Genomic DNA, 21339 nt, shown 5'->3' on the forward strand with positions numbered 1-21339 from the left:
ATTTAGTGTAAAGCAATAGCTGTGCCAAATTCTTATCTGCTTGTTTTTCCGGAAGTTTATTCGATAATTTAGGTCGAAATTCCTCATTACGCACCAAAATGTTGCGCTGTTAATTTATACTGCACCGCAATAAGGCGAGATATTGATTGTGATGCGCGGGCGGATAAGAAGTTTTGGGTTATTAATATATATATCAGTATGTTATGGGTCAACGTATCTGTTGGCATACAACGTGCTAGAACCAAATGAAACTATGAATAAAAACTGGAAGAAATAAAGCATGAGTGATAAAAAACAATTGGTTGTTATTGGCAATGGCATGGTGGGTCATAAGTTCCTACAGTCCATGACGCAAAGTGAGGCTATGCAAGATTATGAAATTACGACTTTTTGTGAAGAGACACGTCTTGCCTATGACCGTGTTCAACTAACGTCATATTTTAATGGTAAGACTGAAGATGATTTGTCACTTGTTGAGCCTGGTTTTTTTGAAGACAACAATATTACAGTCCACATGGGTGACCGTGCTTCGACCATTGATCGCAAAAGTAAAACGGTTACATCTGAAAACGGTATCAGTATTTCTTATGACAAAATCGTTTTAGCGACGGGTTCTTTTCCTTTTGTACCGCCGATTCCTGGCCATGAAAGAGATAATTGTTTTGTCTACCGTACGATCGATGACTTAATTGATATCACTAAAGCCGGTGAACAATCCAAGGTGGGTGTTGTTATTGGTGGTGGTTTGTTAGGGCTGGAGGCAGCAAAAGCGCTAAAGGACCTTGGTTTGAAAACTCATGTTGTTGAGTTTGCACCTCGCTTGATGGCTGTGCAGATTGATGATGGTGCTGGAGCAGTTTTACGCAAGAAGATTGAAGAGCTAGATGTAAGCGTTCATACGCAAAAAAATACCCAAGGCATTGTTGATGGTGAAGAATGCGTTCATCGCATGAACTTTGCAGATGGCACGCACATTGAAACAGACGTTATTTTGTTTTCAGCGGGTATTCGCCCTCGTGATGATATTGCCCGCGATTGTGGTTTAACATTGGGTGAGCGAGGCGGTATCGTTGTTGATGATAACTGCCGTACGTCGGATGAAGATATCTATGCGATCGGTGAGTGTGCCTTATGGGAGGGTAAGATCTTTGGTCTTGTAGCGCCAGGCTATCAAATGGCTCAAGTGACAGCTGATCAGCTGTCTTCGAAAGAGAACAGTTTTACCGGTGCAGATATGAGCACCAAGTTGAAATTGATGGGTGTGGATGTGGCCAGTATTGGTGATGCACACGCAGCAACCGAAAAAGCCAAGGTTTATACTTATGTTAACGGCGCTGACGATGTGTATAAAAAAATCGTTGTTAGTGAAGATAATACTCGTTTACTAGGTGCTGTATTGATTGGCGACACCGTCGATTATGGTAATTTATTACAACTCAAGCTGAATGATATTCCGCTACCGGAATATCCAGACGCGCTTATTTTACCGCAGCGCGACGGTTCTGGCGCAACGGGTTTAGGTGTGGAAGCCTTACCTGATGCAGCACAAATTTGTTCGTGTTTTGATGTATCAAAAGGCGCTTTGTGTCAGGCAGTATCAGACGGTGCGACGACAATGGGTGCTCTTAAAGAGTGTACTAACGCAACAACCGGTTGTGGTGGTTGTACTGCTCTAGTCGGACAAGTTCTGAACAAAGAACTAGAAAAACTAGGCATGGATGTTAACACTGACCTGTGTGAGCATTTTGCCTACACTCGTCAGGAAATGTATCACCTTGTACGTGTTGGTGGCATTAAAACGTTTGATGAAATGATTGAAAAACACGGCAAAGGTCATGGCTGCGATATTTGTAAGCCGACAACGGCGTCCATTTTGGCGTCTTGCTGGAATGATTATGTGTTAGAAACGCCTCATGCTGGTTTACAAGACACGAATGATCGTTACCTTGCTAATATTCAAAAAAATGGCACGTACTCCATTGTTCCTCGTATTGCCGGTGGTGAAATTACGCCAGACAAGTTGATCGTTTTGGGTGAAGTGGGCAAAAAATATAATTTGTACACTAAAATTACCGGCGGTCAACGTGTGGATTTATTTGGCGCTCGCCAAGAAGAGCTTCCGCTTATTTGGAAAGAACTTGTCGATGCAGGTTTTGAAACGGGTCATGCTTATGGTAAATCACTGCGTACCGTTAAGTCATGCGTTGGTAGTACATGGTGTCGTTACGGTGTTGCTGATAGCGTTACTACCGCCATTGAATTAGAAAATCGTTACAAGGGTTTACGCTCTCCACATAAATTAAAATTTGCTGTGTCAGGTTGTACGCGTGAATGTGCCGAAGCGCAAAGTAAAGACGTGGGCATTATTGCTACTGAAAACGGCTGGAATTTATATTTATGTGGTAACGGCGGCATGAAGCCAAGGCACGCAGACTTGTTTGCAACGGGGCTTGATTACGAGACGATGATCAAATATATCGACCGTTTCTTGATGTTTTACGTTAAAACGGCAGACCGCTTACAACGTACATCTACCTGGATGATGAATTTAGAAGGTGGCTTAGATTATCTGCGTGAAGTGGTAATCGAAGATTCACTGGGCTTGGCTGAAACCTTTGAAGATGAGATGCAAACGGTTATCGATACCTACCAATGCGAATGGAAAACAACGGTTGAAAATGAAGAGAAATCTAAATCATTTAACGCCTTTGTAAACTCTGATAAAGGCGATAGCCAAATCGTATTTGTTCCAGAGCGTGACCAAATACGTCCTGCGCGTAAAGAAGAAATGACAGCGCAACTAAATTAAGCGATAACAAACGGATGAATACTCAAATGGCTAATGAATTGAATAATAATGAAGTTGATGTCTGCGCGTTAACGGACCTCACCGAAAATGCAGGTACAGCGGCACTTGTGGATGACGTGCAAATCGCTTTGTTTTACGTTAAACGAACACAGCAAGTGTTTGCCTTAGACAACTATGACCCTTTTAGTGAAGCGAATGTGATATCTCGTGGCATCATAGGCAGTGTTGGTGATGACCTTGTTGTGGCTTCACCAATCTACAAACAGCACTTCAAGCTCGAAACTGGACAGTGCATTGAAGATGAAGATGTTTCCATTGCAGCTTATAAAGCACAAATAGTAAATGGCCGAGTGATAATCGGCTTAGCAAGTTAACGAGGATTGAGACAATGACACCAATGTATTACACACTTGACGTTTTTACCGATGACATTTTTCAAGGCGCACAGATAGCGGTTTTTCCAAATGCAGAGGGGTTATCTGAAGAAAAATTAGGCCGTATTGCCAATGAACTAAATTTGTCAGAGACGGTATTTATTTATCCACTAGACAAAAACGAAAATGAATTTAAAGTACGGATTTTCTCACCAATGGGTGAAGTGGACTTTGCGGGTCACCCAATTTTAGCGATAGCAAATGTACTAGCAGAAACCGGACAAATTACGCTAGAGGGTGCTTATACCAGCATGCTTCTAAAGCAAAACAATCAAGATGTTGTAGCTAATATTTCAATGGATGACGAAGGGAAACGTTTTGTTCAGTTCACACTTCAAAGTACGCCAGTAGTTGACCGCTTTACACCGCCAGGTAGCGAATTGGCTAATTTATTGTCAATTGATGAAAGAGATATTGACCATACGCAGTACCATACTCGTTTAGTTTCCAGTGGTTTGCCTTATTTAATTGTCCCACTAAAGTCACAAGAAGCCGTTCGCAAAGCTCGTTTTGATGTTAAAGCATGGGGTGAATCCAGTGCACCTGCTATGGCAGCACAAGAAATTTTTGTTTTCAGTGCAAAAACTGATTCAAGTGATAGTAACTTCCATGGACGTTTACTTGGCCCAAGTGTTGGTGACCATGAAGATCCTCCAATTGGCTCAGTAATGCCTGCATTTACTGGCTATTTAGCATCGCACGAGCACGTGAGAGAAGGTACGTACAGTTTTGCTATTGATCGAGGTACGTTAGAAACGCGTAGAAGCCTTCTACATATTGAGATGGACAAACGAACAGGGCGACCAATAACACTTAGGGTTGGTGGTGATTCAGTATTCGTTAGCAAAAATGAATTATTAATGAGTTAAGTGGAACTCAAATATGCTATTCGGACGTCACAAAAAGAACCCTATCAAGATGGTCGACAAAAAAGTCGACAAATGGACCTATGCGACATGTGGTTATTGCTCAGTAGGTTGTTCAATTGAAATAGGTACAAATGCCGACGGTAAAGTTGTCGGTTCAAGAGGAGTTGGTGGAGCAGATGTTAATCGCGGCAAACTTTGCGTAAAAGGCATATTCGAACACGAGGTTTTTGGCTCATCGGGCAGGGGTGATGAACCGCTCATTCGCGATAGTATTCAAGAAGATTACCGTAAAACTGATTGGGATAATGCTGCCACTGTGATGGCTAGCAATATCAACCGTATTCAAGAAACACATGGTCGCGACTCGTTTGCAGTTGTATCAACCGGCCAGTTGTTAACAGAAGAATTTTATACCTTAGGTAAATTAACCCGAGGTGTTATCGGCACAAATAATTACGATGGCAACACAACCTTGTGTATGGCATCGGCTGTATCAGGTTATAAGCGCTCATTTGGTTCAGATGGCCCACCGGGCTGTTACGAAGATTTTGAATACACCGAGTGTCTGATGGCTTGGGGTTCGAACTTGCCTGAACAACATCCCATTATTTATTGGCGCTTACAAGAAGCGCGCGAAAAACGTGATTTCCCGTTAATTGTTGTTGATCCACGTGTCACCATGCTGGCACAAAAAGCCGATATACACTTGGCGATCACACCGGGTACGGACGTGGTGCTTCAGAATGCCTTAATGTATGTTATTTTGACCGAAGGCCTAGAAGACCGTCATTACATTGATGCAAATACGGTAGGGCTGGAAGAGCTAGAAGCAGAAGTACAGAATTTTGATCCAACGACTGCGGCGGCCATTTGTGGTATTGATGAAGATACCATCCGTAGCGTTGCACGTATTTATGCAAAAGCCGGTTCTGCGATGAGTATTTGGACGATGGGTATTAACCAAAGTACACACGGCTCAGACGGCGTTGTCGGTATTAATAATTTAAATTTGATTACTGGCAATGTGGGTAAAAAAGGCGGTACAAGCTTGTCTATTACCGGACAGTGCAATGCCATGGGCACGCGTGAATGGTCATCATGTTCCGGTTTGCCCGGTTACCGTGCCCTTGAAAAAGAAGAAGACCGCAAAGAAATAGGTGAGTTTTGGAATGTAGACCCGGACTTTTTTCCGACGAAAAGAGGCCTTGCTCAAACCGATATATTTTCTGCGATAGAAACCGGTCAAATCAAAGGGATGTGGTTGGTGGCGACGAACCCAATGACATCAATGCCCAATACCGAGCGTACTCGTAAAATACTTGAAAAGCTCGACTTCTTAGTGGTTCAAGACAGCTACGCTGATGTCGAAACGACGCAATATGCTCATCTTTACCTTCCAGCGGCAACGTGGGCGGAAAAAGAGGGTGTTTTTACTAATACAGAGCGCCGTGTGAATATTGTTCGTAAAGCAACGAAGACGTACGGTAATTCGAAATCAGATTTTGATATATTTAACCTATTGGCGAAGCACTTTGCAGCTAGCGAAAAGATGAATTTCCCAGATAAGCCGGCAGATGCTTTTGAAGAAATGAAAGCGCTTTCTAAAGGACGCTTAGTTGATATTTCAGGTATGAATCACGATCTAATTGAAAAGCAACGTGGTATCCAGTGGCCTTACACAGAAGAGCAAGCCAATAAAGGCGAGGTGCCGCCCAAAGGTGGGAAGCGTTTATATACAGAGCCCGCTACATTCCGTCATGCTGATGGTATGGCAAAGCTGATACCGTTGCCCTTTATTAATAATAACGAAGTGCCGGATGAGAAGTTCCCCTTTTGGCTAAATACAGGCCGTTTGGTAGAGCACTTCCACACGCGCACTAAAACAGGCAAATTAAGTAATACGAATAAGTACAGCCCCATTCCGTTTATGGAAATAAACCCTGATGCCGCGAGCGATCTTGGGATCAGGCAAGGGGAGTATGTTCGCTGTATATCACGGCGCGGTGACGCGGTAGTGATGGCTATGTTAACGCAGCGCGTACCCAGGAATATGGTGTTTATTCCATTCCATTATTTTGACTGTGTCAATCGCTTAACACTTGGGCTGTTAGACCCACATTCGCGCCAACCAGCGTATAAACAATCTGCCATTACGATTGAAAGATTAGAAGATCAACAAGCAGCTGCGCAGCTTAATATGGAAATGCGCAGCTTTTAATAGCTAGGTAAAAAACCAATACCCTTATGTTTGAAGTTAGAAGTGATGAACCAAAGTATGCGTTTCTTTGGGATAAAGAGACGAAAGCAAAAAACCTATATGGCGACTCCATTGAGTTAACGTCAGATGAGGACGATTTGCATGGCGTTAGTTTAAATATCAATGGCGATGCAGCCTTAGGTGAAAATCCAAATCGCTATAAGCAGCATGGTTTTTACCTAAATGCTGATAATTGCATTGGTTGCCACGCTTGTGAAGCAGCCTGTAGTGAAAAAAATGACAACCCCGGGCATATTGCGTTTCGTTCCGTAGGTTATGTAGAAGGTGGTACCTATCCAGAGTATCAGCGTCTGAATATATCAATGGCGTGTAACCATTGTGACGACCCTGTTTGCTTAAAAGGCTGCCCAACGCGCGCGTATACAAAATATGCCGAGTATGGCGCGGTACTGCAAGACCCAGATATTTGTTTTGGTTGTGGTTATTGCACATGGGTTTGTCCATACAACGCACCGCAACTTGACCCTGTTAAGGGTGAGGTCAGCAAATGTAATATGTGTGTAGATCGTTTGGAAGTAGGACTCAAACCCGCTTGTGTATCGGCCTGCTTGGGTAACGCACTTGACTTTGGTGTGATCGAAAATGTGCCAGAAAACCGTGCCGAGTGCAAAACAGAAATCCCTGGATTTCCAACGACAGACATCACGCACCCAAACATTCGTTTTCAGCAATCACGCCAAAATAAGCGTGAAATGACACGCACGGATTCAATGCCACTTAAGTATCACAAAGATGAAGAGGCGGGCAAATACAAACCGGTAGTTGACGAAAAGCACGGGCTTGAAAAGCAGTGGAACTGGCGAGCTTTGTTGATGACGCATGAAAGCTCCCACGTGATTTTTACACTCGCAACGCAGGCTATTTTAGGTGCATTTTTGATGTTGGTGTTGGGTCATATGACAGGTTCTGACGCCGTATTAGCAATTCAATCATCCAGTGCCTATATGCCATTATTGGTTGTTATGACTATAGTGCTGACGGTTGGGCTTTATAAATTGAATATGCATTTAGGTAAACCGCATCGTTTTTATCGTGGCTTTTACAACTTACGTCATTCACCAGTAAGCCGTGAGATTGCGGGTGTCAGCCTGTTTTATACCAGTTTGCTAGGGTTTGTTTTTTTTAGCTTTTTTGAAGTCGATATATTCATCGCTTTATTCGCTATATTAGGTGTGGTCAGTGGACCATTAGGTTTGTTTTATATGTACAAACTTTACCGCATTAAAGCGCGACCTTTTTGGGATCACTGGCAAACAGCAACTTCTTTTGTCGGCACTTGTTTTAGTTTAGGTGCTCTGGTTATTGGATTAGTGGTGCTGGTTGATGGCTCGCTTGTGGACTCATTTTATACAAGCTTAGTCGTATTGCTATTAGTGGGGCTTTCACTCGAAGCTATTGGACACATCGCCCACGCGAATGACCTTCAAGGAGGCGAAGGCGAAGGCAGTGCTTCTTGGTATTTACAAACAACGCGATTTGCATGGCCGTACATTATCAGTAATGTATTACTGGGCGTATCCATTGTGGCGACTTGTTTCTTAATTGACTCGCCATCGTCAGTCATTGGCTGGGGTATGCTGACGGTATCCTTATTAGCAACGGCGGTTATCAGGCGTTCATTGTTTTTTGCATTGGTAATTCCAACCACCATGCCTGGTGCATTCTTTTGGAAAAATAAAGGTTTCGAGGAACATGCGAAGGAAACGGGTTTAGCCAATATGCAACAGGTAGGCGTTCAATATGAGCAGCACCGTAGTTTCAAGCTTGGTGAATTAATAGAAACCATTAAAACAACCACAGCTAAAGAAGCGATTGACCAAGTGAAAGGGATTTTTGATTGGAAATCTGTTAAATAGGGTAAAAGCTTTAATGTATTTCTAATACGCTTACTGGGTATTTCCCTGTGTTAGAGACGAATAATTGTAAGCGACTTAAACGAGAAACAATATAACGCACAATAGGTTATTACTAGCGTGCAAACTTTTTAAATCCGACTATCAAGCTTAGTCGGAGTCTTGTTTTTTTGTAATCCGTCGAGCGGTTGTCGTTGCCTTAAACTTGGTTTTTTTTGCTATAAACTTATTAAATAAGTTGAACTTACATTTAGATTTCTTGCCGAACGAGCACATTAACAAGCTTTAGGAGGTGTCTCATGGGTACCACAGTGGAGCGTCATACTCATCCACATGTTGAAGAAGGGGTTAGTCATTTTTGGGAGAATCACCATAGGGTGAATATTGAATTCGCCAAATATGCCGGGTTTGCTCTGGTTGCTTTGGGTGTAATCGGTATACCTTATGCTGGCGAACAGTTCCTCATGTTTGTCTTAACACCCTTACAAAATGCAGGTCATATAGTGGCAGGTATGGTGCTAATCGGCTCAGTTGTATTGTTTGATAGTTCATTCGCACGATTGGCAAACCAAGTGGTTGGACCACTTTGCATGATTTTGGCTGCATATGGTTTATCTGGAATGACTCCTGCTACAGAGTTATTAAATTTAAATATGGGTGAAATCTTATTTTACATGTTTTTTGGTCTATTAACGGCATACATTGGCTGGGGTAAAGACCTATCCCATTTAAAACATTGGTGGCCATAGAGTAAAAAAATAACTGTAAATACTAATCAAGCCCCTTGTTTTTCAAGGGGCTTTTTTAATGAATTGAGAACACTATCTGCTAGCCCCAATAGTGTTTCTATATTGAGACAAAATTCCTTATGTGCAAGAGGGATGTCTTTCATATCACCCATCCGGAGAGATATTTCAAGTTGTTTTGACGATAATTTAAGTAACGGTGTTCCACAATATGCGGCAGATCCATGTACTTTATGAACAATCTCGGCAGCATCTTTATAGCTACTTTGTTTAACCAATTTAGAAACGCTATCGTTTTGTTTAGCCAATTCACTGAAAAATTTCTCAAGCATTAGGAGCATGAATACGGGGTCTGCATTCATGCTAGCTTTAGCTATGTCATAATCAAAAGGTTTGTTTGACAGACATGAGCGACTATTTTTTTGTGAGGATACGAAGGGTTGCGTTTCGCGATCGTGTTCATTGAGAAGCTGCTCAATCAATGTAAAAAATTGAACTTGGTCAATGGGCTTTATTAGATAGCCATCAAATGAGCTTATGTGGTGTGCTTTTTCTTCCCCTGATGTAATGTGAGCAGTGATAGCGACGGCGGGCGTTTTATAGTTCGGTTTTGTCGGTTTGTTGCGAATCTCAAACAACACTTCATTGCCCATTTTTAAGGGCATTCTTAAGTCCAATAGCATTAAGTCAAAGTCCTGCTGGTTAGCTAAATCAAGGGCTTGTTGCCCATCATTTACACAAGTAACGTTGGCATGTTGACGTTCTAATAAATTACTTAGTAACAAGCGGTTTATTTCATTGTCATCAGCAACTAATATTTTCTTTGCTGTTAAGTCAGGTAAGGGTGCAATATAGCTGCTAGGCCGACTCATTATGCTATAGCTGTCTTTAACATTAGTGAACGGTAAGGTAAACGTAAAGGTAGATCCTTGGCCTATTTTACTTTTGACATCAATTGTTCCATGAAGAGCATCAATAATTCGTTTGGTAATGACGAGCCCTAAACCTGTGCCTTGCCCACTGGTGAGGTTGCTGAGTTGAGAATACTCTTTGAAAAGTTGTTGGATATTCTCTTCAGTGATTCCAATACCACGATCGCAAATACTTATTTCTAGCTGATTGTTTTTTATTGGGCTAATCTTCAACAGGATAGTGACAGTCGAATGCTGACTGAATTTGATAGCATTGCCAATAAGGTTGGTGAGTATTTGGCCAAACTTTACGCAATCTTGGTTAATAAAATCAGGTGCATTATTATCATGTTGGTAGTCAAGTGTTACCCCGTTTTGATCAGCCTGAGTAGATAAAAGTAGTAAGGTATCTTCGATGGTTTTTTTGAGTTGGAAATTACTTTTATTGATAATAATTTTACCGGCTTCAAGTTGGGCAAAATCAAGTACTTCATTGATGATAGTGTGCAGGTTCTTTGATGAAAGATGTGAGGCGTTAACTAACTTAATTTGATCGTTATCGAGTTCAGTTTTTTGAATAATTTCGAGAAAGCCGATGATCCCATTTAATGGAGTGCGTATTTCGTGACTGATATGTGAAATAAAACGTGACTTTGCCTCAACTGATTTAACAATCTCTGCTTGAGCAGAAAAGAGTTTATCGTTTTGTAGTCGTAATTCGTGGGTAGCCTCTCGAACTTTTTTCTCCTGTATTTGTTGGTGCCCTTTGATTTGGTGGGCCATTTTATGAACACCGTTTGCAAGAATGGCAATCTCATCTTTTTTGCTGCTGATGGTACTGATTCTGGGAGGCGTGTAATTACCGTGGGTAATATGATTAACATCAGTTGTTAATTGAAGAATCGGTCGGGCAATAGTAGTACTGATGAATTTTGCTATAAACCCGATAATAATTAGTAGGAGCAAAGTGATGTAACAGGTGTTTAATAAAATATCTAGTTGGCGCTGTTGGATGGCGTTGTATGAGAAAGTGAGGGTTACATAACCAATAGTTTCGTCTGTTTCTGTAAGCCGACCAACCAATAAATCATCGAACTCATCAGCATGGCTTATGGGTTTAAGCTGGATGGATTGGACGATTTTTTTAGATGGTTTTGAAATCAACGTTGGTGTAGCGATTTCGCTGGTTGCGTACGCTAGAGTAGTGCCTCGTTTACTCGTTATGCTAATGGATATGAGGTCTGGTTCATTAATAGCGGCGCTAATGATGTTGTTCAGAGCGTCTAAATCACCAGAGAAGACACCATTAACACTGGATTCAGCGACTGAATTTGCTAAGTTCTCATTTGTTTTATGTAATAAATCATACATATCAGTTAAACGAGTAGAGGTCAGGTAAGTCGCGAGAATAACAGCGAGTGCGGCGGCGGGGATGACCCCTAAAAGTAGTAATTTATTTTTTAACTGGAACCTATCGAGTAGACTCATAAGTCATCAGTTGTTCTTTTAATTCGTTGTCACGCGGAAAGTGCAAGTTTAAACTTTTGGCAACATTTCTGTTGCTGATAACATCAAAATACTTTGGATAAATAACGTTGTTAGTGTTGGGCGAATGAGCATTATCTAAGTGTAGTATGCTTTCAGCTAGATGACGAGAAAGTTGTTCTAAACTGCTGACTGTGCCAGCGATAGCCCCAGCCTTTATAAAACCCTTTGAAAAACCGAGGATTGGCGTTCCATAGCGGTAGCTGGTTAACAGAATTTGCGGGAGAGAAGCCGCGTTATAAATTTTGGTGTCAGCGATCGCTAAAATGATATCAGATGATTTTGAAACGTCAGCTATTTGATAGCGAACATTTTCAGAGCTCGTCATGAACTCGTTAATTATTAATTGCGTGCCATTAGCGATGTTCTTTAATGGTTGTAGGTGCGTTTCTGATTGCTTAGTGATGATGACGCCAATATTCTTAAACGCAGGGTTTATTAATTTTATTAAGTTTAGCTGTCTCGTTGGCGGTTGGTCTAAGACAAAGAAACGGTGTTTAGCTAGGCTTTCCGTGCAGTGTGGTAGACACGGGGCAAAGTTTCTAGAGTGCGATAATGTGGTTAATGTGTGAAAAGTTGTTGTCTGTATGTTAGATGCTATTATCGTCCTAGCAGTACTATTGTCTAGGTTCACGATAAGGTCTGGCTGTTTTTTAGTAAGCGTAGGTATGGATAAGGAGCTTGCTGCTATTCTGCTTAAACTAAGATCAGGATCAATGGCTAGTTGCTTGGAGAGCAGATTGGCAAAAGTAGTTTGATAGTTACTATCCTTATCGTAAATAAGCACAACGTTTTGTGCCAATGAAAGTGCTGGCATACCTAATAACGTAACGCTCAATAAAACGTTTTGTATTATTATTCTAACGGATGAGTTAATTAGCACGGTATTCCACCTTGAAATAAATTAGGTTATCGGCTGTAGCAAGTTGGTGAAAGTCGCTGTTTCTATTGAGTGCTAATTGGAAGTCTAAGCTAATATCAATGGATTGTTTGTTAGCAAGTTTAATCAGTTTACCCGCTGAAAGGTCGATACGTTGGAATGAAGTTTGCGGGTCATTTTGTCCGCCCAAATATTGCATTTCACTCATGTAGTAATATTCAAACCCACTGTACCAACCGTTGTTATATTGGTGTGAAAATAACAGGTTGAAGTTGTGCTCAGGTATAGACTTTTTTAAACGCTGATTGGTTGCTTGATGAACGTGTGTGAAGGCGTAACCTAAATGGAGAATGTTATTGCGATGAGGTCGGTAGTTTATCTCAAGTTCTGCGCCGACTGTTTTGGCGCTATCTGTATTATCTAAGACGGCAATAGTGTTGTCTGAATTAGTATCGATTAATTGTTTATAGTGGTTCCTGAATAGCTTTACATCGGTATTAAACGTGTTTAGCCAATACACGCCATGATAACCCGCTTCAATGGAGGTGACAGTTTCGGGCCCTAAGTTGTCCGCAGAAACCTGCATTGCTGTGTCAAAAAAGATGATATCGTGCTCTTCAGTAATTACTGGGATCCTAAATGCTTTTGTAGCGGTTAATCGATAGGAATGGTGAGGAGATGTTAAATAATTAAATGAAATTCGCGGGGAAGAATGAGTGCCTGATAATTGATCACTTTCAATCAGTGCACCGCTGTTGAGAATGAGTTTGTTGGTTAGTTGTGTTTCCAAATTACCAAATAAACGCATGCGTGTATTGCTCTTTGTACTAGTTGAGTTAAGTCTAAAAGGCACGTAAACAGATTCATGTATAGCTGCAACCCCCCAAACTAAACGCTGTGTATCGTTTAACGTTAAAAGGTGTTCAACGTCAAGGTTCCAAGTTGTAGACTCGCTCGTGGCGTCAAGTATTCCTAAAACGGTATTGTATTTGTCTTTTCCGTCAAAATGATGAAAGGAAAGGCGGGTGCTAATTAGTTGTTCATCATATGTTTGATGCTCCCAAAAAAGTTGGGCGAAATGAGTTGATTCATTACGGTCACGTTTGGGGTCGAAAGCTAGAGCGGGTGAAAGTGGCTCTGGGTTTTGCGTTTGGCGAATGGAGTCCAGTGCCGAAAAGTTAAGTTGTAAGGTGTTGCGTGAATCTACACGTAAATCGACGCGAGCGTACAGAGCATCTTTACTAAAATCATCAGCAAGGTTCTTATAGCCTTCGCTTTTCTCCGTCGATAAACTCACCCGGTAATATAATTTGCCATCGGGTTGTGAGCCTGCATAACGAAAAAAAGCTTGTTCAGATTGGTTGTTATTTAGTCTAAAGCGTGTCGTTAAACTAGGTGCTTGCGATGCATGGATCGTTGTTATGTTGATAACGCCTTGAAATGCATTGGCGCCAAATGAAGCGTTATTGGGACCTCTAACAATTTCAATTCGTTCAATATCGTCAAGTGATATGGGCAGGGCGCTCCAAATAACACCGCCAAATATCGGTGAATAAACAGAGCTCCCATCAATAACAACTTGCACACCCTGTGGGAATTCAGAAGTAAGCCCTTGGTAAGCAACAACGGGAAAGTTACCACGAGAATTGCCGACCTGCATGCCAGGTACGAGTCTGAATATTTCTGATACTTGAGTCGCGCCAGAAGCCTTAATTAACGCGCGGTCGATAACGGTAATGCTTGCTGGTGCCTCTGCCTGTAGTTGGGGTAACTTAGACGCCGATAACACAATAGGCATAATTTGGCTGTCGAAAAGAATACCTTCTTGCACTGGAGAGAAAGCGCTCGAAATGCTTACTGATAGGCTCAGTAATATAAAGGTTAAAAGTTTTGTTTTAGAGCTATCCATGACTGCTAAATAATAGAAACATCCTGTTAATCGATATTATAGCTGAGTTCTATAAAGGCACGGTTGTCGAGGTTAAACTCATTAAGGAAATCTTTGTTCTTATCCAAAGCAAGTTGTAACGTTAGACTTATATCGATGCTTTGCCGTGCCGCAACTGCAATGCTTTTTCCCATATTAAAATCTAAACGTCTCATTGGCCCTTGTGGGTTACCTGAATCTAAATACTCCATGTTACCCGTGTAATAGAAAGCGGCACTAGCCCATATTTCATTATTAAAAGTGTGAGCAGCTAAGATATTAAATACATCTTTGGGTATGGAAATAAGAACGTTTTTAATGTCGTTGTTACTGACTCTTCCAACGTTGGTGTGGTTATAAGCATATCCAACGTGTACTAAACTGTTTTCATCGGGGCGGTAGTTAATTTCAACTTCATAGCCATTAACGTTAGCATGATGGAGGTTGCTGAACGTTTTAACCTCATTACCAATATCAATAGAAGACTGAAAGAGTCCAAATAAAGTAATGTCTGCGTCAGTATCTTGATCTGTGGCATCTATAAGCTTGTCGTACTCATTGCGAAATAACTTGATATCTAGCGTTAACGCATTATTGAAAAATAAACCGTGGTAGCCTAATTCAAATGAACCAACAGTTTCCGGATCAAGACCTGACTCACTACGCAGTAAAGCTTGAGTTAAGACAAGACCCGGTGTATCTAAGGATTCTAATGAAATATTAGTGCTGAATTTATTTTCAGCCAATATGGGTGCTCTAATGGCGCTGGAAACGGATGCCCTAATACTTTGTGTGGGCGTGAGTAGATAGTTCAATGCCAACCTTGGCGATACGTCATCACCTGACAGTTGGCTGTGTTCCCAGAGAGCACCAGCATTGATAATTAGTTTGTCACTGGGGCGCCATTCGAAATTGCTGAATATTCGTTGTATGGAGTTATCGAACTTTTGCTTTGAGTCCATCCAATAAGGTTGATAAACACGATCATTCCGGCTTCCTAGCCCCCAAGAGATACGTAATTGATCGGTAGGTTGTAGTTGGTGTTCAAATTCAATGTCATACCGGTCGTAGTAATTTGTGTAATCGATATTAGTAACGACATTACCTAGAAAATCTAAGCCAAGATCAGTTGCATCAAAGAATGTGGCGACTCTGTCTTTTCTTAAATGCCGAGTGTAAGAGGCTTGTGTAATAAAGAGTTGAGTATCGGTTGTTGAATGTTCCCATTTCGCATGAAAGGAGTAGTTGGATTCATCCACATACCTAGGCGGGTCGAAGGGGTCCATCAGTGTGCCTGGTGTATGGGTTTCTTTAACGGTATTAACAGCACCAAAATTAAACTGTAAGTTATCTTGACTTGTTGCTTGATAGTCTAAACGTCCATTGAATGAATCTTGCCGAGTATCATCGTCATTTTTGGCATAACCGTTATCATCAGTATGTGACCCTGTGATTCGAAAATCGACGTCCTCAAATGAGTAGCCGCCTCTTAATAAGGTGCGTTGGTAACCCCTTTCACCGACAGTAGATTTTATTTGAAAGCCGTTGAGTTGGACTGAATGAGAGGTTGTGATGTTGATGACCGCTTGGAATGCATTGGAACCGAAAGATGACCCGTTGGCGCCTCGTATGACTTCAATTCTTTCGATATCCTCAATGGCCAAGGGGATGCTAGACCAATCAACTCCACCAAATAACGGGCTATAGACAGAGCGACCATCTATTAGTACCTGCACACCTTGTGGGAATTCGCTGCTGAGTCCTTGATAAGCAACAACAGCTCTGTTGCCTCGAAAATGCGCAACATGCATACCAGGTACCAGTCGAAATAACTCGGGTATTTCTTTAGCGCCAGACAGTTTGATCATCTGCCTGTCGATAATGGTTATGCTAGCTGGGGCCTCCGTTTGTGGTTGTGCTAAACGGGTGGCTGATAAGACGATGGGAATGTCATCGTTAAATAAGGAGAGCTCATTAGCTGAGGCTTGAAGTGAAATGCTTAAGACAACACCCATCAGGCAAAGTGATGCGAAGGAATAACTTCTGTAATGCATTACGAATCTCTTCTTTTGGATTTTTTCAATATTAGCATGATGTTAAGGAAATACTGTATTAACTAATTGAATGAATAATTGGCTTCGACAAAGAAGCGGTTATCTAGGTTAAAGCCATTGATAAGGTCTGCGTTTTTATCAAGCGCGAGTTGTAAATTCACGTTGATCTCGAGAGTCTGCTGGTCAGCGACGTTGAAGCTTTTTCCAGCATTTAGATCAAAACGCCTCATCGGGCCTAACGCATCACCCGAACCCAAATTATCCATGCTGCCGGTGTGATAATAAGCAAAGCTAGCCCAGTAATTGCTCATGAAGCTGTGTCCAAGCAGTAGATTAAATGTTTCTCGGGGTACCGATTGTTTGATAAGTGCATTGCTGTTGCTGTGATTGTAAGCGTAACCGATATGGAGGAAGCTTTTACGGGTTGGCTTGTAGTTTATTTCTACCTCATAACCGTTAATGTCTGCGCTATACAAATTATCAAGGGTCTGTACGATAGGTAGCGCAGGGATTTGAGCTGAAGGGAAACCATTCAACGTTGTGGCGTCACAGACAGTGCAGACAAGGGTTTCGATGATGTGTTTGTATTCATTTCTAAATAGCTTGAGATCCAGCGTTAGCGCGTTATCAAAATATAATCCGTGATAACCCAGTTCAAGCGAGTCGACAGTTTCTGGCTCTAGGTTTGAGATATTTCTAAAGTAAGGTGAGCGAAGTTCACCGCCGCCTGTTTCGAATACTAAATCTGTTTCAAAGTTATTTTCGACAATGACCGGTGACCTAAAAGCGTGGGAGGCAACAAAACGAATACTTTGCTGAGGGGTGAGAAGGTAGTTGAGAGCGACACGTGGTGAAAAATCATCACCCGCCAGTTGGCTGTGTTCCCATAGTCCGCCAATGTTGAAAATAAGGGCATCCGTTGGACGCCACTCAAGATTACTAAACAAACGTTGAAGTGAATTGTCGTGTTTGCTATCTGTTCCAGTCCAGAAGGGCAAGGTGATGCGATCAGCCCGTAGTCCGATACCCCAGGTGCCGCGCATACTATTTGAAAGTTTTAGTTGGTGTTCAAATTCAAAATCCCAGCGGTCGTAGGTAGCCGTATAGTCCGCGGAGTAAGTAACTGCGCCATGTGGAGGAAGGATTAAGTTAGAAGTGACATTATCTTTACTATTAAAACGTGTGTAAGAAAGTTGAGTGACAAACAATTGATCAGTATGAGAGTTATGTTCCCATTTTCCATGCAAAGAAAAGTGCGTTTCGTCTTGCTGTCGCCGGGGGTCTAATGGGTTTAATGTATTACTGGGGTCGGCGGTTTCTCGTAAGGTGTTAACGGCAGCAGCATTGAGCTGAAGTGTGTTGTGAGTGTTGATGCGATAATCAAGTCGGGAACTAAAGAGGTCTTGTCGACGGTCATCAAATTTATGTTGATAGCCATTATTATCCGTATGCGAAGCGCTAACACGGATATCTAAGTCTGAAAAAGAATACCCACTTTTAAGAAATGTGCGCTGGTAGCCTCGCTCGCCGAGAGTTGATTTGGCTTGAAAACCATTAGATTGGTTGGCGTGTGATGTGGTGATGTTAATGACACTTTGGAAAGCATTTGAACCGAAAGAGGTACTATTGGCACCGCGGATAACTTCGATACGTTCAATATCTTCAATGGTGAGTGGGAAGTTTGCCCAATCAATACCGCCAAATGAAGGGTTGTATACGGATCGACCATCAATAAGGACTTGTACGCCTTGCGGGTATTCGCTGTTGATGCCCTGGTACCCAACAACCGCACGATTGCCGCGAAAATAGTTCACGTGCATGCCGGGTACGAGTCTAAAAATTTCAGGGATTTCTTTGGCACCAGACAGTTTAATCATCTGCCTATCGATAATGGTAATGGTCGCCGGTGCCTCTGTTTGTGGTTGTGCTAAACGTGTAGCTGATAAGACGATGGGGATCTCATTGTTAAAGAAACCCACGCTGTCATCTTCGTAATCGGCATGAGCGATGTTAGGCATGCTAAACAGGATGCTGCCCATGAAAAAGGCTAAAGCCTGACAGTAAAGAATTTGTTTGCTCCCCACGATGCAACCTTATATTTTTCTTCAATACTAGCATATGCTGTGCTTCATATTTGAGTACTTACAATATAAGAAAAAGAAAGGAATGTAATGATTGTGGCTAAGCACATAACCTAAAACCATTAAGAAGGAGTTGAATTTATGATACCTTTGCGCACTTATTTGAGTTCGCGTGAGAGAAAATGAATTACCCTACTATTGAAGACTTTGTTGGCAACACGCCCTTGGTCAAACTGCAACGCTTAGATTCTTCAAGCAATAATATTTTATTAAAACTTGAAGGGAATAACCCAGCCGGTTCGGTTAAAGACAGGCCTGCCATCAGCATGATTCAGCAAGCTGAATTACGTGGCGATATTAAGCCGGGTGATTGTTTAATAGAAGCGACCAGCGGTAATACCGGTATTGCCCTTGCGATGGCGGCGGCAATAAAAGGTTACAAAATGCTGCTAATTATGCCCGACAATATGAGCGCCGAACGCAGAGCCTCGATGAAAGCTTATGGTGCGGAAATTATATTAACGCCGGCAGCAGGCAGTATGGAAGCGGCGATTGATATGGCGCGAAAAATGGAAGCTAACGGCGAAGGAAAGATATTAGATCAATTCGCAAATGCCGATAACCCTTTATCACATTACAAAGGAACAGGGCCCGAAATTTGGCGTGACACAGAAGGCGAAGTTACACACTTTGTCAGTTCGATGGGTACCACGGGCACCATAATGGGTACCTCGATGTTCCTAAAGGAGAAAAATTCTGATATTCAGATTATTGGTGTTCAGCCAGAAGGTGACTCAAAAATCCCGGGTATTCGACGTTGGCCTGAGGAATACTTGCCAAAAATATACGACCGTACGCGGGTTGATGACATTCTAGAGGTGAGTCAACAGCAAGCCGAAGACATGACCCGTTTGCTGGCTGAAAAAGAAGGGATATTTTGTGGAGTGTCTTCTGGCGGTGCAACCTATGTTGCCTTGGAGCTTTCTAAGCGTTTAAAAAACGCAACAATCGTGGTTGTTATTTGTGACCGAGGTGATCGATATATTTCAACTGGTATTTTTCCAGATTAAATTTGCGTAAGCGTTTAAAATATCGCCCAATAATGATTGATAGGCGATATATAAAAGACCATGGCAAGACGTAGAAATAGACGCAAAAATTTACCACCAGAAACAGCAAACGCTAGCATTGAGTCCTTAGCGCACGACGGCAAAGGGGTCGCGCACATAGAGGGCAAAGCAGTATTTATTGCTGGCGCTTTACCCGGTGAAGAGGTGGTGTTTGAATACACTAAAAAGAAAAAAGATATTGCTGAGGGACGGGTCACAGAAGTTTTAAAAGCATCTGAGGATCGCGTTGAGCCGGGTTGTCAGCATTACGATATTTGTGGTGGTTGTAGTTTTCAGCACCTCGACCCTGAAAAACAAATCTTAGCCAAACAAGGCATCTTGATTGACCAGTTTAAAAGTATCGGTAAATTACAAGATTTTGAGCTATGGCCTGCGTTAACGGGCCCTTTTTGGGGTTATAGACATAGGGCGCGCTTAGGCGTTAAGGATGTTGTTAAAAAAGGCCGTGTTTTAGTTGGTTTTAGGGAAAAGGCAAGTCCTTTTCTAGCGGAAATTGAATTGTGCGAAGTGCTGCATCCATCGGTGGGTAAACGCCTAATGGATTTATCGGCACTGATTGGCGGCTTGTCGATTAAGGATAAAATCCCACAAATTGAAGTCTCCATTTGTGATAACCGCACTGCTTTGGTTTTTAGGGTGTTAGAGCCCTTAAGCTCGCAAGACGAAGAGATTTTAAAAGTCTTCGAAGTATCGGCTGATGTGGATATTTATACACAATCAAAAGGCCCGGATACCATCACCCCTTTAAGCGGTGAGAAGCCAGCGTTAAGTTACCAATTACCTAACGATGTTACGTTATATTTTGGCCCGAGTGACTTTGTTCAAGTGAATGTGGAGATTAATCGTAAAATGATTAACCGCGCATTAGATACCTTGGACTTCAATGAAAATGATAATGTGCTTGATCTGTTTTGCGGCTTAGGAAATTTCACCTTGCCAATGGCGAAAGTAGCGGGCCACGTCACCGGGGTTGAAGGCAGTGATGAGCTGATCCAGCGCGCTAAAGAGAATGCAAGTAAAAACAAATTACAAAATGTAGACTTTTATACCGCGAACCTTATGGACGAGGTGATTAATGAACCTTGGGCAAAGAAAAAATACAATAAAGTGCTGATTGACCCGCCGCGCTTAGGTGCAAAAGAAATTTTGCATCATTTGCCAAAATGGGGCGCAGAACAGGTGTTATATATTTCATGCAACCCATCGACTTTGGCGCGTGATGCAGCCATTTTAGTCAATGAATTGGGTTATACAATGAAACGAGCGGGGGTGATGGATATGTTTCCGCACACCTCTCACGTTGAATCGATTGCCTTGTTTGAAAAATAAATGAAAGCGCTGAAACTCACCATAACCGTTAGCATTAGCAAACAGTTGTTGAGTTTATACGACGGCCAAAAATTGGCTAAAACGTACCGTATTTGCAGCGCAAAGAATGGGGTAGGTGAGCAATTCGGTAGTGAATGTACGCCACGAGGCGAGCACATTATTCGAGCAAAAATCGGCGAAGGCGTTGAGTTGGGTAGCGTGTTTTCTGGTCGCCGTTTAACGGGTGAAATATTTCAACCGGAACAGGCAGAGCGACAACCGAATAGGGATTGGATCTTAACGCGTATTTTATGGTTATCTGGTCTGGAAAAAGGTAAAAATAGGCTAGGGGAGGTCGATACCATGCGACGCTTTATTTACATTCATGGCGCTCCAGATCAACTGGTACTGGAGACACCTTCATCGCATGGCTGTATTAGAATGCTAAATGAAGACGTGATCGACCTTTTTGCGCGTGTGCTCGTTGGTACGAAAATTTTAATTAACGAATAGT

14 protein-coding genes are annotated in these 21339 nt (G+C 42.1%); 9 read left to right on the top strand and 5 right to left on the bottom strand.

All coding sequences use genetic code 11. The features are described 5' to 3' along the window. Positions 1–280: 280 nt before the first annotated feature. From nirB to AB1Y31_03475, 6 genes are all read left to right on the top strand, one after another. Positions 281–2809: a nitrite reductase large subunit NirB gene (gene nirB, locus AB1Y31_03450; protein MEW4982220.1), complete on the top strand. Its 2529-nt coding sequence runs from the start codon at positions 281–283 to the stop codon at positions 2807–2809. Between the two features lie 14 nt (positions 2810–2823). Continuing rightward, positions 2824–3183 carry a nitrite reductase small subunit NirD gene (gene nirD / locus AB1Y31_03455; GenBank protein ID MEW4982221.1) on the top strand — a complete coding sequence of 120 codons (360 nt, stop codon included), beginning with the start codon at positions 2824–2826 and terminating at the stop codon, positions 3181–3183. Positions 3184–3197: 14 nt separating this feature from the next. Beyond that, on the top strand, positions 3198–4112 hold the full coding sequence (locus AB1Y31_03460) for a PhzF family phenazine biosynthesis protein (protein ID MEW4982222.1): 915 nt from the start codon (positions 3198–3200) through the stop codon (positions 4110–4112). A gap of 13 nt (positions 4113–4125) precedes the next feature. Then, complete coding sequence (locus AB1Y31_03465; GenBank protein MEW4982223.1) at positions 4126–6330, top strand: nitrate reductase; 2205 nt, start codon at positions 4126–4128, stop codon at positions 6328–6330. Between the two features lie 26 nt (positions 6331–6356). After that, positions 6357–8246 (top strand): DmsC/YnfH family molybdoenzyme membrane anchor subunit, encoded by a 1890-nt coding sequence (locus tag AB1Y31_03470; protein MEW4982224.1) that lies wholly within the window; start codon positions 6357–6359, stop codon positions 8244–8246. Positions 8247–8542: 296 nt separating this feature from the next. Next, entirely contained in the window at positions 8543–8992 is a 450-nt protein-coding gene (locus tag AB1Y31_03475) for a hypothetical protein (protein MEW4982225.1), read from the top strand. A 26-nt stretch (positions 8993–9018) separates the two neighbouring features. Here the strand turns inward: AB1Y31_03475 and AB1Y31_03480 are convergent, their stop codons facing one another. The 5 genes from AB1Y31_03480 to AB1Y31_03500 form a co-directional block, all read right to left on the bottom strand. Next, a complete protein-coding gene (locus AB1Y31_03480) occupies positions 9019–11388 on the bottom strand; it encodes an ATP-binding protein (GenBank protein MEW4982226.1) in 2370 nt (789 codons plus the stop codon). Then, positions 11372–12262, bottom strand: coding sequence for an ABC transporter substrate binding protein (locus AB1Y31_03485; GenBank protein ID MEW4982227.1), 891 nt, complete (start codon positions 12260–12262; stop codon positions 11372–11374). The genes AB1Y31_03480 and AB1Y31_03485 overlap by 17 nt, the downstream gene beginning before the upstream one ends. Positions 12263–12317: 55 nt before the next feature. Then, positions 12318–14234 (bottom strand): TonB-dependent receptor, encoded by a 1917-nt coding sequence (locus AB1Y31_03490; protein ID MEW4982228.1) that lies wholly within the window; start codon positions 14232–14234, stop codon positions 12318–12320. Between the two features lie 26 nt (positions 14235–14260). Then, positions 14261–16306 carry a TonB-dependent receptor gene (locus tag AB1Y31_03495; GenBank protein MEW4982229.1) on the bottom strand — a complete coding sequence of 682 codons (2046 nt, stop codon included), beginning with the start codon at positions 16304–16306 and terminating at the stop codon, positions 14261–14263. Positions 16307–16368: 62 nt separating this feature from the next. Beyond that, a complete protein-coding gene (locus tag AB1Y31_03500; GenBank protein ID MEW4982230.1) occupies positions 16369–18324 on the bottom strand; it encodes a TonB-dependent receptor in 1956 nt (651 codons plus the stop codon). A gap of 245 nt (positions 18325–18569) precedes the next feature. Here AB1Y31_03500 and cysM point away from each other — a divergent pair, with 245 nt between their 5' ends. Genes cysM through AB1Y31_03515 form a run of 3 tightly spaced genes read left to right on the top strand, consistent with a single transcriptional unit; the run spans position 18570 to position 21338 of the window. Then, positions 18570–19457 (top strand): cysteine synthase CysM, encoded by an 888-nt coding sequence (cysM, locus tag AB1Y31_03505; protein MEW4982231.1) that lies wholly within the window; start codon positions 18570–18572, stop codon positions 19455–19457. 60 nt (positions 19458–19517) lie between these two features. Continuing rightward, on the top strand, positions 19518–20846 hold the full coding sequence (gene rlmD, locus AB1Y31_03510) for a 23S rRNA (uracil(1939)-C(5))-methyltransferase RlmD (protein MEW4982232.1): 1329 nt from the start codon (positions 19518–19520) through the stop codon (positions 20844–20846). After that, entirely contained in the window at positions 20847–21338 is a 492-nt protein-coding gene (locus tag AB1Y31_03515; protein MEW4982233.1) for a L,D-transpeptidase, read from the top strand. It begins immediately after the preceding gene. Position 21339: the final 1 nt, after the last annotated feature.

Source organism: Cycloclasticus sp., assembly GCA_040743155.1.
Lineage (GTDB): Bacteria > Pseudomonadota > Gammaproteobacteria > Methylococcales > Cycloclasticaceae > Cycloclasticus.